The following is a 16999-nucleotide window of genomic DNA, read 5'->3' as shown; positions in this document are numbered from 1 at the left end:
GCACCTCTCCGCTCTCCCGTATTCAAGCTCACTCTTCAATGAATTGCAGGAAGGACAGCTGGTCCAGCTCCTCCTGAGTCTGCCCCCGTGCCTGTTGCCTGCGGTCCACCCAAGCCCGATGCTTGTTGAACACCGCCTCCGGCAGCGGCCGCCTGCGGGGGATATAGTCACTTCGTGCAGCCTCCCCGCATTCCCCGATAATCATGTGCACATTGGTGCCGCCGAAGCCGAAGGAGCTGACGGCTGCCCGGCGTTGCTCTCCGTGATTGTCCCAGGCTGAAGCTGCAAGCACCGGATAAAAAGGCGAATGCGCAAAGTCAAAGCGCGGATTCGGCCGGCTGCAATTCAGCGTGGGTACAAGCGTCTTGTGATGTACACAGAGCACGGTCTTGATGAAGCTGGCTATGCCCGCCGCACTGAGGCAATGGCCGATATTGGTCTTCACGCTGCCTACACCGCAAAAGCCGGTGGCGGCGGTGTATTTTTTAAATACGGAAGTCAGGGCCTTCAGCTCAATCGGATCGCCAATCATCGTCCCTGTGCCATGGGTCTCCACATAACCAATCGTCCCCGGGTCGATCCCGGCACGCTGGATGGCTTCAGCGATAACCTCCTCCTGTCCCTGCATGCTTGGAGTAGTTACGCCCATGGTCCGTCCGTCATTGCCTGCGGCCGAAGCTTCGATTACCGCATAGATGCTGTCCCCGTCGGCAAGGGCCCGGGTAAGCGGCTTGAGCAGTACCATCCCGCAGCCTTCTCCGGGCACAATGCCGTTCGCCTCCTCATCGAAGGTATGGCATTTGCCGTCCGGCGACATCGCTCTGGAGGCACTGAACACGAGGTGAGGGCGCTCATCGAGCAGCAGGTCCACCCCTCCCGCTACCGCCATCTCCGATTCACCCAACCGGATGCTCTGGCAGGCCAGATGCAGACTCAGGAGCGAGGAAGAGCAGGCGCTGTCCACTGTGAAGCTGGGACCTTTGAGATTGAAGAAATGCGAGGCGTAGGCCGCGATGAAGTTCTGCCCGATGCCGATGATCGTATTCTTATTGATCTCCTGCACCCAGCCGGGATAGGAGCCGGGATGGGCACCGATGAATACACCGACCTTTTTCCCGCTGATTTCCGCCTGCTCATACCCTGCATCCAGCAGGGTCTCTGCCGTAACCTCCAGACACTGCCGCATCAGCGGGCTGATCTGCTCCATATTCTCCGTAATCCCGAAATATCCGCCGTCAAAGCTCTCGATATCCTCCAGGAAGCCTCCCCATTTGCTGATACTTTTTCCGGCGGCATGCTGCGGGGCATACCATTTATCCTTGTCCCAGCGGCTGGCCGGAACCTCGGTAATACTGTCTATCCCTTCCCGCAGGTTATTCCAGAAGGCCTCCTTGCCGCCCGCTCCCGGAAAATGACAGCCCATGCCGATGACGGCAATCCGCTCATCCGCATTACCCGGGGAAGCGTGCATATCGTCCGGCACCTGGTGCGTGCTCTGTATTGTCGCCTTGCCTTCATGGCTGCGGGCGGTTTGGAATTCCGGCACCCGGCTGTACTGCCCGGCGAATCTAATCTCATTACCAGTCTGTAAGTGCTGCTCTTCGCGTTCCGGTTGTTCGCCGTGATCAAGCTGTTCCGGTTTCTCCGCAAGCTCAGCACGGTTCGAACAGAGATGCTCCGCCAGTGCACGTATATCCCTAAGCTCGAAGAACAGCGCAGGATCTATACGGGTCTTAAAGGCGATGTCCAGCTGCTTAATGACTTCAATCAACAGAATGGAATCCACACCAATCTCGGCAAAAGGAACATCCTCACGTATACGTTCCCTCGGCAGCTTCAGCTCTGTGCAGAACAGATCAAGTATCAGATTGGATGCCTGCTGCAGTTCCGCTAAGGGAACCGCTATATCCGGGATTCCTGGAGCCGCAGTGCCGGAGCTGCCCGTCTGATCCGGCTGGGATGTCTTCGGCGAAGCTCCCGCCCTGGACCGCTCCGCGCTCGTCCTGAGCCATAATTCCGGGCTATACAGGTCCATGTTGAGAATGGCCGGAATGACGCTGGGCTCCTCCTTGCCGCAGAGGATATCCTCCAGCATGGAGAGACCGTCGGCCAGGCTGTGCGCGGTGAGGCCGGTTTCTGTATAGAGCGGGCTGAGCAGGAACCCTGAATCCGCCAGCATCCCTACCTCCGACCAGCTCGGCCAGAGAATCGACTGATAATGCGTGTTGCCCAGGGTGTGCTGGCACTGTGCATACAGGTCCAGATAATAGTTGGCGGCACTGTAATCACTAAGACCCGCAGCCAGCAGTGGGGCCAAGGCTGAAATGGAAGAGAATAGAACGAAGAATTCCAGTTCATCCCCAGCGAACACCTGCTGGAGGGAAGACATCGCTTCCACCTTTGGCTCGAATACCTGCTTAATCTCGCTGATGCTTTTATGAACAAAAGCCGGATGCTTATTCAGACTTGAGCCTGCGCAGTGGATCACGCCGCCTATTTCGCCCCGTTGCTGACGGATATTCCCGATAAAGGACTGGAGCCGCGCGGTATCGGTCAACGATCCGGAGAAGATGTCAATGCAGGCACCGTAGGCTTCCAGCTCCATGATCCGCTTGATCCGCGCCTGATTCCCGGGGCTCTGGCCCGCATCAGACAAGATTCCGGACCACTCTGCCCGTGCAGGATATGCCTGGATTCCCATTAGCACCAGCTTCCGCGCCCCTCTTCTGACCAGCAGTCGGGCCAACTCGGCTCCGATTCCCCGTGTCCCCCCGGTAATGACATAGACCTTCTCCGGGTCCAGCGATAGCCTGTTGTCCGGTCTTCGGTTGTTCCATTTATTCTCCTGCTTCAGGACGGTTAGTACCGGCTCATGGCGGCAGCCGTCCTTGTAAGCTGCCTCCGCTGCTGCAGATTCCTGGCATAATTCTGCCTGCACCATTTGAAGCTGAGCCTGAATATCCATGGCCCCGGCTCCGATATCCACCGTACGGGCGGTAATCTGTCTGTACTCGGCACCGATGGTGCGGATTAGACCGGCAACATCAGCACCCGCCAGTGTATGCGTTCCTCCGGGGCCCTGAACACCCCCGGTTAAATGAATGATCCGGAAATTCTTGCCCGCCTGCTTGACTAGGGTCTGCAACAGCATGATTTTGCCGTAGCTCTGCTTGGAGCAAGACTTCGGCTGGACATGAAGATCTGAGAAATCGATGATTCCGTGAAGTGTCAGCTTCTTGCCAAGCAGAGCATCAATAAATGGCTGACTGCCTGCGGTATCAGTGAAATCAACATCCAGTACAGAATCACGGGCTTGCTGCCGTATTCCGTCACACAGGATCAGCGGCGGATCAAGTGCAGCCTTCACCGCTGCCAGTGCGGCTTCGTCCATCTCTTCGTTGATGATCACAAGATATTGACCGTCCAGCCGTTTTTGCTGCTGTGTCTGCTCCGACTTGACCCAATCCTTCTTCAGCAGTCCATATTGCCCGCCGGAGATAAGCCCGTCAGTCCGGAGCGGAACCATGTGAATGTCCTTATAGACCAACACTTCTTCACCGCACTCATTCAGCACATGAACGTCATAATGAAGCCCGCTGTTATTGTGACTGTTGCCGATTCTTCCAGATTGAAAATAGAGAAATCTGGCTGAGGCGGCCGGTGACACCAGCCGGATTTTACCGATCTCATAGACGGCTGCGGCCGTGCCGCCGCAAGCGATCATGTCCGCGTTCAGACTTTGCAGAACAGCTTCGGTCAACCGGGCTGACAGCATGTCGTCCGCCTGCCCGGACACCGCTTGGGAGATCTCTACCAGCTGTCCGCTTAAGCTGCTGTACATCCCGGTAATGACCAGGGCATGTTCTTCATAAGCCATGCCCTGGTTCTCCAATATACGGTAGACTTCCTCCCCGGTCCGCACCTGCGCCGCTTCCTGCTGGAGCTTGCGGATGTCCGCGACTGCCCGTTCCTCCAGCGAAGAGATCAGGTCTGTTCTGGCTGTGCCTGCTGCCAGAACATTCTGCTCTGCTCCTTCACACTGAACAGCAAACCTGAGGGAGCCGTCTTCGTCCTGGAGCCGGATATGCAGCTTCCCCGGCTGCTTGCCGGCAACCGGATGGGAGAATTGCACCCGCTCCAGAGCCGTAATCCCCGATGCGCCGCCTCCAAGAACAGCAGCCTGCACGCCCATAGCGAGCAGTACAGCTTCGCTGAAGACTGCCATCCCGTATACCTTCTTGCCGGGCATGGCTTGCCTGGCTGCCCCCGGCTCACTGATGAAGCAGATTCCCTGAACTGTGGATATATTGCGGTGTACCAGCGGATGAAGCAGTCCCATATCCACAGTAATGGGGCTTGCGGCACCTCCACTCTGGAGAGTCCTTGCTTTCTCCTCCCCTGCATCAATCCAGCAGCGCATATAGTCGAAGGGATAGCCTGGCAGCGATACTCTGCGGAAGCTCCTTGGCAGGGGCAGGCTAATGAAGCTAATGGCATAGCCTTTAATGTAATAATTAGCAATTAATTGAGCTGCCTTTGCCCGCTCCTGCGGAGGGAACCGGTCCTGATGAAACTGTGCCAGCAACCGCTCCATCTTGGCCTTGAGCGCAGGATTCACCTCTGTGCTGCTGCCCGATCCGCCGCCGCTGTACCAGCCGGAGCCAGGTTCCCTGAGCAGGTACGTTTCCAGCTCCCGGACAAGCTCCTCTCTGCTTGAGGCAACGAACATGCTGCGGTATGCGTAATGATCTCTGCCTGCCAGCAGCGTATAAGATACGTTGGCCAGTTCCGTCAAGCCTGGATCGTTACGCAGAGCGTCCAGCAGATCCCGGGCCTTGGCCTCCAGCGCACGGTCACTTTGGGCAGACAAGGGGAACAGAAGAATGTTGCCGTCCTGCTCTCCGTCTGGCCCGCTAAGGATGTCTTCGATATACTCGGCAATAACCACATGGGCATTGGTGCCGCTCATTCCAAAAGAGCTGACCGCCGCCATCCTCGGGCGCCCTTCTTCCCTGCGCCACTCCTCTGACTGCTTGCCTACGTAGAACGGGCTGTTTTGGAAATCGATCAGCTTGTTCTCCGTGCCAGTATGGAGAGTGGCAGGGATTCTTCCGTGCTTCAGGCTCAGCAGCACCTTGATCAGCCCTGCGATCCCTGAAGCGGACAAGGTATGTCCTATGTTGCCTTTGACTGAACCCAGATGACAGTACTGCTTTCGGTCCGTGAAGGCACGGAAGCTCTCGGTAAGGGCGGCGACTTCAATCGGATCACCCAGGCGGGTACCTGTACCATGCGCCTCCACGTAGGTGATATGCTCAGGATTGATTTGGTATTTCCCGTAAATCTCCCGTTCCAAGGCTGTCTGTGCGAGGCCGTTCGGAGCGGTGATGCCATTGGTTTTACCGTCCTGATTCACTCCGATACCTGCGATAATGCCATAGATATGGTCTCCGTCCCGCCTGGCATCTGCATACTTCTTGAGCAGCACTGCGCCGGCGCCTTCGCCCAGTCCAATGCCGTCTGCCTCCTCGGCGAACGGCTTACAGATACCGTCGGTGTTCAGCATCCCCAGCTTGCCCAGTGACATATAGATCCAGGGTTCGAGCATAATCTGCACGCCTCCGGCAATGGCCAGATCGCTCCCGCCGCTGTGCAGGCTGTCGCAAGCAAGCGACAATGCCACCAGAGAAGAAGAGCAGGCGGTATCAAGGGCGATGCTTGGCCCCTTCAGATTCAGCAGATAGGATATTCTCGCCGGAATGACCGACAGGCTGTTGCCGGTAGGAACATACTCGTTCAGCTGACCGGCGAACCGTTCCAGGTACTCCCCCTGCTGAAGGCCAACGAATATGCCGCATTTGCTTCCTGACATCTCCTCCAGCGAATATCCCGCGTCTTCAATGGCCTTCCAGGATTCCTCCAGGAATAACCGCTGCCTGGGGTCCATATGCTCTGCCTCCTTCGGCGAGAGGCGGAAGAACAACGGATCGAACTGATCCGCTCCGGGGATGAATCCTCCGTAACGGATATGCGTCTTCTGCTCCGGGCTTAGCTTGGAGAGCTCCCTGCGTTCAGCAGGCGCTTCCTGCACGCAGTCCGATTCCGCAATCAGGTTGTTCCAATACTCCTCTACATTCTCCGCGCCGGAGAATCTGCCGGAGATTCCGATAATGGCGATGTCCTCCCGGCGAACATTCCCTTGACTTGGCGAAGGGTCAGCTGTATACGTTCTGCTCAACATAGGCGCTTATCTTCCCTCCAGTAAAAGTTCAAGTTCATTCAGATCAACCGGATCATCCGCCGCCGGTTCAGCATCCCCGGACAGGACTGCCGTGTGACCTGACATATTAAGAATATGGGCAGTCAGCAGCCGCAGCGTATTGTAGTTGAACAGATCATTGGAGTGCAGGCTCAGGCCAAGTCTGTCATTCAGCTTGTCCACCAGCTCCAGCGTCAGCACAGAGTTCACACCCAGCTCCGAGAACGGAAGGTCGGGGTTGATAGTCCCCGCTTCCCTATAAATGACTTCCTCCAGTGTCTGTTCCAGACATTGCTTCACCTCATGAGCACTAGAGGCACTGGGCTGTTCAGCTTCAGCCGATGCTACCAGTGACACTGGACGGGAGCGGTTCATCCGGCGGGGATCACCAGAGATCTTCGGCGGTTCAATGACGAAGCGGCTGGCTTCGGAATGGCCTGCGGCTTGGGCTGCTGAGAAGCTATTGCCGATCCAGTATCTTTGCTTGTCAAAAATATAATGAGGCAGCGGAATCATCCTTGCACAGCTCGGCTCATCATGCAGGAGCTTCCAGTCAATTTCCGCCTTCAGCAGCCAGAGCTGGGCAAGCTGCGGCAATTGTCTATGGGTAATGGCGCTGCGGATGAACTCGTGTCCGGGCCCGTTCTGGAACAGGATAGCCGCGATATCACGCTGAGGGTCCAGGCTGGCTGTGTATACATCCGTCAGATTATGCTCTCCGTCAGCGAAGCGGCTCAATAGGCCCTCAAGCTCACTGAGATTACGCACTACAATAGCCACCCGCTCGTCAAAAGCTTCCCGTCCCGCTTGCAGCGTATAGGCGACATCCTCCAGCCGCAGTGTATACTCACCCGTATCCGCCCGTCCGCCGGATAATTCGCCGCTGAGGCTCCGGCTTATCTCGGTCGTCAGCTCCCGCAGGGACCAGTTGGTCCACGGTGCGGGCTGAGCGGCAGCATCATGAAGTAAATCCTTAATTGCACCGGCTAATCTGACCTGATGCACAGCATCTGTACACAGTCCGGCCAAGTCTTCATCGAAGTCGATCTGCCCGGGATTCATGCCAAGCACCTCAGCCACCGTATTCAGACAATGCTCCTGAACGGCCTGCACTCTGGCGGCAATGTGTTCTCCGGTGCCCGAAGTAACACAGCCGCCCTTCCGCTGCCGGGCAATGAATGCCGCAAGCTGTCTGGCCTGTGCCCGCAGCTTCTCCCTGCTCTTGGCGGACAGCAGAATTAACTGCTCTCCCTGCTGCGCAGCAGGAATGACTTCCGGCACATATTGCTCGATGATCATATGAGCGTTCGTGCCGCCTGCCCCGAAGGAGCTGATGCCAGCCCTTAGCGGCTGGATCTTGATTCCTTCCGGCGTCTCCTCCGCCAGCGGTTCCCACCGCTCAAGCGAGCGCTGCACGAAGAACGGCGTTCTTGCGAAATCGATATTCTCGTTAAGCTGCTCGGCCAGAATAGAAGGAACCAACTGTTTATACTTCATTTGCAGCAGTACCTTGGTCAAGGAAGCCATACCGGCAGCCGACTCCAGATGGCCGATATTACTCTTGACGGAACCAAGGGCGCAGAACTGGGTATCCGAAGTGGATTTCTTGAAGGCCTTCGTTAAGCCGGCCACCTCAATAGGATCTCCCAGCGCCGTACCGGTGCCATGGGCTTCAATATAACTGATCTGTCTGGGATGCACGCCCGACTTCATCAGTGCCTCTTCGATAAGCTCGGCTTGGGCGTTCGGGTTAGGCACTGTATATGAGCTGACCTTGCCGCCGTGATTGACCGCCGTTCCTTTGATCAGGCCATAGATCGAGTCCCCGTCCCTGAGTGCCGCCGCAAGCGGCTTCAGCAGGACTGCGCCTACGCCCTCGCCGGGAACATAACCGTCTCCACCCTGGCCGAATGCTCTGCACTTGCCTTCCGTGGAGCCGAAGCGCTGATCGGCCAGGAAGATGTATTTTGCCGGATGCACAATGGTATTGACACTCCCGGCTACCGCCAGCTCGCTCTCGCCGTGCCGGATACTCTCGCAGGCCATATGCAGGGCTACCAGTGCTGAGGAGCACATCGTATCCACCGCCAGACTCGGTCCCTTGAAGTTGAAATGATAGGAGATCCGGTTGGCAATGGACGCGAACGATGAACGTACATCCACCAGCCGGCCGTTAGTGTATGCTTCCGCGCCAAGGAGCTGATAATGGGAGTTCATCACGCCAATGAATACGCCAACCTTCTTCCCGGAGAGTGTATCCGGCGCCGCTCCGGCATCCTCCAGCGTGTGGTACGCGGTCTGGAGCATAAGCCGCTCCTGCGGGTCCATCAGCTCCGCTTCCCTCGGGGAGATATGGAAGAATCCGGCATCGAACATTTCCACATCCTTCATGAACGCTCCCCATTTGGTATAGACCTTGCCTTGCTTCCCCTTCTCGGGATGGTAATCCTTGCGGTAATCCCAGCGCTCCGGCGGAATCTCAGTGACACAGTCTTGTCCCCGGCACAGCACCTCCCAGAATTCCTCCAGCGTCTCCGCCATCGGATACTGTCCGCTTAAGCCGATAATCGCAATGTCACCGCCAGCTGCTTCCGCAGCCTGGAACCGGGGATCAGCGGAATGTGCTGCATGCAGGGGTGCATGGAACACTTCACTTCCCGCTTGATCTGCAATGATCTGCGGTGCTGGCCCAGTCAATAGCTCTCGATCTTCCGTAGCCTTCTCCCGTTCCGCTTCTCCCGCTGACTGCTGAAAGAATCCGGCATGATGCTCCATGAAGAAGGCGGTCAGGCCCGCGATCGAGCTGTATTCAAAGAACAATGTGCTGGGCAGATCAGAGAAGTCCTTATCGAGAATTCCATTCAGCTCCATAATCATGATGGAATCGATACCGTACTTGGAGAAATTGCCGTCCGCCTCAATCTGCACTGCCGGAACTCCGGTTGCCTGGGACACGACTTTTTTCAAATATTGCTGAACCGCTTCCTTCACCAGCACAGTCCCGGCGGCACCAGGTTGAAGCTGCGGACGCTTCCCGGCAGCCTTAGCGGAAGCACTCAGCACCTGCTCCTTCCATGCCTTCTCAGCCGCTGTGCCCAGCACCCGGTTCAATTGCTGTGCTTCCCCGCAGGCTACGATGATGCGTGATTCCCCTGTGCGGATCAGCTGCTCCAGCAGCTCAAGACCTGCCCGGGTGTCCAGCTGACCCATTCCGGTCTGGCGGCTGTACTGCACAGCTTCTTCTCCGGTTAACTGCATCGCGCCGTCATTCCATACAGGCCAATTGACCGACAGTGAAGCTCCCGAGCGATATCCTGCCTTAACCTGCTCCGCCCGCAGCACGGCGAACCGGTCCAGATAGCTGTTGGCTGCGGCATAGGTTCCCCTGCCGAAATCACCGATAATGGATGAAAGAGAGGAGAACAGTACGAAGAAATCCAGCTTCTCCTGTCGTGTAGCTTCATCCAGATTCAAGGCTCCCTGAATCTTGGGCAGGAGTACCTCCGCCATCTGTTCCGGAGTGGCGTCCATCAGCGGCAGTTCGCCAAGTACTCCGGCACAGTGAACGATGCCATCCATAGAATGAAACATCTCTTTGGCCTGAGCAACAATCTGTATGGCAGTATCCCGCTGCGCGATATCGCCGGGCAGATAGATGACCTGCCCCGGACACTGCTGCAGCCGCTGCAGCTCAGCGCTTCTTGAAGCATCCAGCCCGGCTCTTCCGGTCAGCACCAGATTAGCCTCGTAATGCCGGAGGGCATATTCGGCCACCGCAAGCCCCAGCTTGCCCATGCCGCCGGTAATGAGGTAAGTTCCATGTCTGCGGAACCCGCTGAATGCGGCCTCCGGTAAGGATGCCAGCGGCAGAATAGCAAGACTGGTCCGGGCACCGCCAGTATAGGCGACTTCTATATAAGAAGACCGCTGCGGATAGAGCAGCTCCTGCGCCGCATAGAATGGAATTTCTTCAACGGTACTGCAGTACATCACGGACGGAATGAAGGTGCGGTTAATGGACTGTAATGCTTTGGACAACCCTTGCAGCATCCCCGCTTCCGGCTGGCCTCCGCAGACTGCACCCAGCAGATAGCGGACCGGATGGTCTCTGTAGAGCAGTGTAACCGTCTTGAACAGGTTCAGAACCGTGTAGTAACCGGTAAGGAGCCCTGTCTGTGCCCCGTTCCATTCATCTATAACTGCGTCAATTCTTATGCCCCTCGACAGCAGCCCGCCCAGCAGCTTGTGAATATCCGCTTCACATCCGGGCCGGATGGTGAACTCTAACGTCTCGTCCGAAGTGCTGTAATCTGTCCCCTGAGTCACGCTGATGATGTGGTCCGGCACCGCTTGCCCGCGGTTGAAGGCGTCTGTGAGCAGATGCCTCCTCCCGTGGTCACGGGTCAGATAGAGCACATTTGTCATCACAGGAGAATGCCCGGAATGAGCGGGGAACTCAGCATTCTGCCATCGTTCGGTATACAATTGAATGCGGCTTGCCGGATTCAGCGGAGAGTTGCCCGGAATAGCCCGGATCGTGAAGTCTCTGGCTTCCACCTGCACTTCCCCCAGCGCATTCAGAATATAGATATTGAACCGCTTCATGCCTGCTGCCTTATCCGCTGTCTCAGGAACAATCTCTGCATAGGAATAGCAGCTTGGTGTGAGCCTGCCGTGAATGATCACTTCCCCTAGCGCAAAAGGAATATGTAGTTTGAGCTGTTTGTAAGCCTCAGCTCCGCCGATCCAGGTTACGGCCCGCAGCGCGGCATCTAAGAGAGACGGGTGCAGCAGGTAATCGTTGAAGCCGGGCTGCAGATGCGGCGGCAGTTCAAGCTTTTCCAGGGATTCCGCATCACCGCACAGCGCTTCAGCCGTTGCCTGAAAGCTTGGCCCGTACTGAAAGCCGATGAATCCGGCGAATACTTCGTTGTAACAGAAATCCTTCCCTACAATGGCTCCGCCTCTTGCCCGTATCTCGTCAAGCATGAATCTGCGCGGTACCGCCTGCTCTGGTTTGCCCGCATAGAGCTTACCCGTACAATGAATCACCGGATGGTCCATATCCCCGGTATACACCCGGAACCTCAAATACCCTGAATCCCGGGTAAGCTGAATGGAGACATCCCGCTTATCGGCCACTTCCAGCCGTTTCACCCACAGTACATCCTTAATGGCATGCACCTGATCCCCGAAGGCCAGCTCACCAGCGGCTCTGACCATCTCCAGATAAGCTACTCCCGGCAGAATCACCCGTCCACCGACAACATGCTCACCAACGTAGAAATCGCTCACCTGAAGTGTCTTTACGAACAGCAGCTGCCTTGGACTGGACTTCGCCAGATCAAGCATCGGATGGCCAGGAACCGCAGCGGGCGGCGGAGCAGGCATCCAGTGTCTCGAACGGTTAAAAGCATATCCGGGCAACGGCTGCTTCCTGAAGCTTCCCCCGGGATACAACCGGCTCCAGTCCAGATCTGTCCCGGCCAGCCATAACTGAAGCAGGATCTCTTGGAACCCGGGGATTCCGTCATTCTGGATCGACAGTGAATATACTTCGGAGTCCTTGTCTGACGCTGACAGCCGGATCATCTCCGTCTGCAGAATACTCTGTCCGGCGCTGTGTTCCTGCAGCTGATGCTTCCAGCCTGCCATGTCAGCAATTTCCGGCAGCAGAGAGTTCGCATCATGCAGATGTGTGTAAGCTCTGTTCAAGCTTAATTGACTGTTCCGTGTATTCAGTTGTTCCCGCACCGCTTCAATGACCCCGGCCGCTTCCGCTTCGGGAGAAGCTAACAGCCGCACTGCCATTTCCTTGGAAATCACCTCTCCCAGAACAAGCTGAACCCATTCATTCAGACGTTCATCCCTTAGAGTGATCCGCTCCGACAAGTCCCATTTCTGATTCAGCTTCAGCAGCGAGCCGTAGGTGATCAACAGCAGCAGAACGCACTGCCACCCCGCATCCGGGTTATCATTTCCGGCAACCAGCAGCTCTTCCTGATTGAGTATGGAGTCTACAGTCAGCCCCGCCTCTTGTAGGGCCGGCACCTGATCCCAATCCCGTAAGTACTTCTTGTAAGTGAACTGGGTCCGGCTCAGAATCCGGGCCTTCTCCACATAGTGCTTGAACGCTGCCGCATCAGCTTCGCCGATACGCATACTGCGCAGGTCAGCAATATATGAAGCGCTGATGTTCACGGGCTGAAGCTTCACATGATGAACCGGATCAATGAACGTCAGTTCCGGGCTTCTCAGGACAGTCTCTTCAAACGTGGTCCTGCCGCTAAGAATGCTGTATGCCTGAGCGGGTGTTATCATGCCGCAGACGGCCATAGCGAGCAGCGTTCCTTGCTGTTCGCCGCTCACGGCAGCAATCTCGGCCCCGAGGCCGGTCAGCACCTTAGCGAGTGTATAATTCACTATGAAGGAGTATGCAGGCAGCTTCTCCTTGCTCCATTTGGCAACCGTGATGCCGCTGGGGACAGAAGACTGCCCTTCAGGCAGCGCAATCTCAGCGATAACCTCTTCAAAAGTCCGGCGGATATACGGTTCTTGCAGGATGCTCTTAATCTCCGAGTACCCTTTATAAATCACATTGGTGAATTGAACCGACCATGCCTTGCAGCCCGGCTCTAACCGTTCAGCGCTGGTTGCAGCCCCCTCAAGGAATTCTGCCAGCTCCTCCTTGTTCCTTACAACCGCACCGATTCTGAATTCCCGGCAATGCCGTCTGCCTGCCAGCAGCGTTCTGCATAGACCGCCGATGGCAGACCCGTTGATCTCCGCAGCGTTCAAGTACGACTTCCAGGCGGAGATCCCCTCGTTCAGACTGCCGGAATTCAAGGCAGACAGGGCGAAGATCTGCGGCCCCGGAGCCGGTTCCTTGCTTACCCTGGCGGGCTTCGGCGGCTCATAGGCTTCCAGAATGACATGGGCATTGACTCCCCCGAAGCCAAAACCGCTTATGCCTGCCCGCAGCGGAGTCTGTGCATCTACTTGCACCCAGCCGGTATTATCCGTGGCCACCTTAAACGGAGTATGCTCCCAGTCCAGCAGCGGATTCAGCCGGGTCAGATTAAGCAGCTTCGGAATCGTCTTATGCTTCATCATCAGCAGCACCCGGATGATTCCGGCCATCCCGGCGGCACTTGCCAGATGGCCGATATTCGTCTTGACAGAGCCGATGGTGCAGAACTGATTCTGTTCGGTGTACTGTCTGAATACCTGTGTCAGCGCTTCAACCTCAATTGGATCGCCAAGAGCGGTTCCGGTACCATGTGCTTCGATATAATTGACTGTTGAAGCATCGACTCCGGATTGACGCAGGGCGGCTTCAATCACTTGCTTCTGTGCGGTCATGCTTGGGGCGGCGATCGTCTGCGACGGACCACAGTGGTTCACGGCACTGCCCCGGATGACACCATAGATATGGTTGCCGTCCCGGATCGCATCCTCCAGCTTCTGCAGCAGCAGAACACCAACGCCCTCCCCCTGCACGAATCCGTCCGCATTCTCGTCAAAAGCCTTGCATTGCCCGTCCCGGCTCATCATATTCGACTTGGAGAAGCTCACATAACGCCAAGGATGGTAAGCGAGGCACACTCCAGCTGCGATGGCGTATTTCGCTTCGCCTAACTGGAGGTTCTGTCTTGCCTTATGGACCGCAACCAATGAGGAGGAGCAGGCGGTATCCAGGGAGAGGCTCTCTCCGGTTAGACCCAGATAATGGGAGATGCGGTTCGCCGCAATGCACTCGAAGTTGCCCAGACCTGCGTAATGATCCACCTGTTCGCCTCCGGACAGGGCGAGAAGCGCATAATCATTGCCGGTTACGCCGACATAGACCGAGGTCCCTTCCTGCTGAAGCGACTCCAGCGGAATGCCCGAATCTTCAAGGCAGTGCCAGGTCTCCTCCAGCAGAATGCGCTGCTGTGGGTCCATGCTGGTTACCTCTCTGGGCGACAGGTTAAAAAAGGTATGATCGAACTTATCTATACCCTGCAGCGGAGCACTGAATTTCACGAATTGCTCATTGTCCCAGCCTAGCTCCGCCCCCTTCTTCAACCCGTATCTTCCGTTCTCCCAGCGTTCAAGACTGATGGGGCGGATAGAATTCACATGGTTCACCATGTTGTCCCAGTAACGGGTGTAGTGATCGGCATCCGGAAACCTGCAGCCGATGCCGACGATAGCCACATCCGGTACCGCTGCCCCTCCGAGGGGCTTAAGCCTGCTTGCCGAAGCCTTAGAGCTCATACACAGTCTCCTTTACTTCCACGGCAGCCTGATCCCTCATCCCTCTCAGCAGAGCGAGAATGCTGTCCTCCTGGTATTGCTTCTTGATATACTTCTCCATCGTGCTCTTCCAGGCGGCGAATTCGAATCCGAGCAGCTGCAGCAGCGCGCCCAGCATGACAAAATTCTCATTCCGCACATTACCCGTTTCCTTGGCGATGGCCCGTCCTTCAACAAAAGAGACATGCTGGTAGCGGCTGAAGCTGTCATCGTATTTCCCCTTGTAAATATCCTCATTCAGCTCCGCAAGATTCACGAGCATCCGTCCGTCCTGCTTCAGGAAGCTTCCCCAGCGCAGGGCTTCAATCTGGTCGAAGCCGACGATATAGTCCGCAGTACCCATCTCAATCAGCGGGGAATATATTTTGTCGCCGAACCGGACCTGTGCATGCACGCTTCCGCCTCTTTGCGACATGCCGTGCACCTCGGAGACCTTAACGTCATACCCGAGTGCCACCAGTCCCTGTGACAACACATTGGTTACAGTAATGACACCTTTTCCGCCTACACCGGCCAAAATAATGCTTGTAGCTGCGTTCATCGGTCGCTTAAGCCTCCTTAATGCTGTCATAGGGACATATCTGCTGGCAGATGCTGCAGCCCTTGCATTCGAGCGGATCAATGATGATTTGGCGGTCCACAATTTTGATCGCTGAGCAGCCCAGCATCGTACATTTTTTGCAGTTTACACAGCTGATGTTGTCAATAACATATTTTCTTTTGGTTTCGGTCTTATTTTTGAGAAGTTCGCAAGGATGTCTGGAGATGATGACGAATGGTTCAGTGCTGAGCTTGGCGGTCTCCACACACTGCTGCGTTTCTTGGAGGTTAGTGGGGTCAAGTATGATGAGGTTATCCGGTTTGATGCCCAGTGCGAGCACAATATCTTCAATCCGTATAGGCTCCGATGTGCTGCCTTGCAGCGTGCGTCCGGTGCCCGGATTCTCTTGATTGCCGGTCATGGAGGTGGAGCGGTTGTCCAGAATGCAGACGACGATAGGGGTCTTGTTGTAGACGGCGTTCAGCAGCCCGGTCATGCCTGAGTGAAAAAAGGTGGAGTCCCCGATGAAGGCAAATACCTTCTTGCCCAGCGGCTTGAAATCCTGGGTCCGCTGCATGCCTGTGGCCATGGAGATGGATGCTCCCATACAGAGCACCGTGTCCAGGGCTTTGATCGGCTCCGTTCCACCTAAGGTGTAACAGCCAATATCCCCGGCGGCTAGAATATCCCTGTGCTGCTTGACCGCGCTGTACAGTCCCAGATATCCGCAGCCTGCACACAGTCTCGGTGGTCTTGGTGGCACCTGGACTGCTTCGTAACAGTCCATTTCTTCGCGGGTGATGGCTTTCCGGATAATCTCCGGATTCAGCTCACCACAGACGGGAATGATCTCCTTGCCGGTGCAGGCAATGCCCATGGCCCTTAGCGAGGTCTCGATGAATGGTTCGCCTTCCTCGACTACATAGATCCTGTTGACCTGTGCAGCGAATGCGCGGGCCTTCTCATCCGGGAACGGGTAGCTCATACCCAGCTTCAGCACAGATACCGTATCTCCGAATACTTCCTTGACATATTGATAGGATATACCGCTGGTGACAATGCCGATATCCGGGGAGCTATATTCCAGTACATTTAGAGGGGAGGAGTTGGAATAGGCCTGAATATCCAGGAGATTTGCTTCAATTTCGAGATGACGTCGTCTGGAGATGGCCGGAAGCAGCAGCCGGTCCAGTTTGTTCTTCTTATAGGTCTTATACCTCTCTTCCACCGCCAGCCCTTCCTGGAATTCTACTATTCCTTTGGAATGGGAGACCCGGGTAGTTGTCCTGAACAGGACCGGTGTATTGAAGCGCTCACTGATCTCATAGGCTTCAAGCATCATATCTTTGCATTCCTGGGAGCTGGAGGGTTCTATTAACGGCATCTTGGCATGACTTGCATAGATACGGTTGTCCTGCTCGTTCTGGGAGGAATGGATGCCCGGATCATCTGCCGAGACAATGACTAGGCCCGCATTCACACCCTCATAGGTCATATTGAACAGCGGATCTGCCGCCACGTTGACCCCTACGTGCTTCATGGTAGTCAGACTGCGGATACCGGCGATACATGCGCCTGCCGCCACTTCCAGCGCCACCTTCTCGTTGGGTGCCCACTCGGCATATACGCCTTCATAGACACTTATGCTCTCGACAATCTCTGTGCTCGGTGTTCCGGGGTACGATGAAATGATTTTACAATTTGCTTCATAAGCGCCTCTGGCAATTGCCTCATTACCCATCATTAGAGCTTTCATCAGATCGTCCTCTCGTCCATCTCATTTAACAGAAAAGCACGGCCGCATACACCCCAAAATACTAATTCATGCAATTAACATTTATAGGACTTTATACTTGTTAATAGGATATAGCCAATAATATAGTGTTACTATTAAATTTGTT

4 protein-coding genes are annotated in these 16999 nt (G+C 55.9%); all 4 read right to left on the bottom strand.

The features are described 5' to 3' along the window. Positions 1-28: 28 nt before the first annotated feature. Genes NSS83_RS02795 through iorA form a run of 4 tightly spaced genes read right to left on the bottom strand, consistent with a single transcriptional unit; the run spans position 29 to position 16854 of the window. Positions 29-6241, bottom strand: coding sequence for a beta-ketoacyl synthase N-terminal-like domain-containing protein (locus tag NSS83_RS02795; protein WP_341347624.1), 6213 nt, complete (start codon positions 6239-6241; stop codon positions 29-31). Positions 6242-6247: 6 nt separating this feature from the next. Further along, positions 6248-14518: an SDR family NAD(P)-dependent oxidoreductase gene (locus tag NSS83_RS02790; RefSeq protein ID WP_341347623.1), complete on the bottom strand. Its 8271-nt coding sequence runs from the start codon at positions 14516-14518 to the stop codon at positions 6248-6250. Continuing rightward, complete coding sequence (locus NSS83_RS02785) at positions 14508-15098, bottom strand: indolepyruvate oxidoreductase subunit beta (RefSeq protein ID WP_341185853.1); 591 nt, start codon at positions 15096-15098, stop codon at positions 14508-14510. The genes NSS83_RS02790 and NSS83_RS02785 overlap by 11 nt, the downstream gene beginning before the upstream one ends. Before the next feature lie 7 nt (positions 15099-15105). Beyond that, positions 15106-16854: an indolepyruvate ferredoxin oxidoreductase subunit alpha gene (gene iorA, locus NSS83_RS02780; RefSeq protein ID WP_341185854.1), complete on the bottom strand. Its 1749-nt coding sequence runs from the start codon at positions 16852-16854 to the stop codon at positions 15106-15108. Positions 16855-16999 lie beyond the last annotated feature (145 nt).

Origin of the sequence: Paenibacillus sp. FSL H3-0469 (assembly GCF_038051945.1) — a bacterium.
GTDB lineage: Bacteria > Bacillota > Bacilli > Paenibacillales > Paenibacillaceae > Paenibacillus_AQ.
This window is presented reverse-complemented; position numbering and strand designations above follow the sequence as displayed.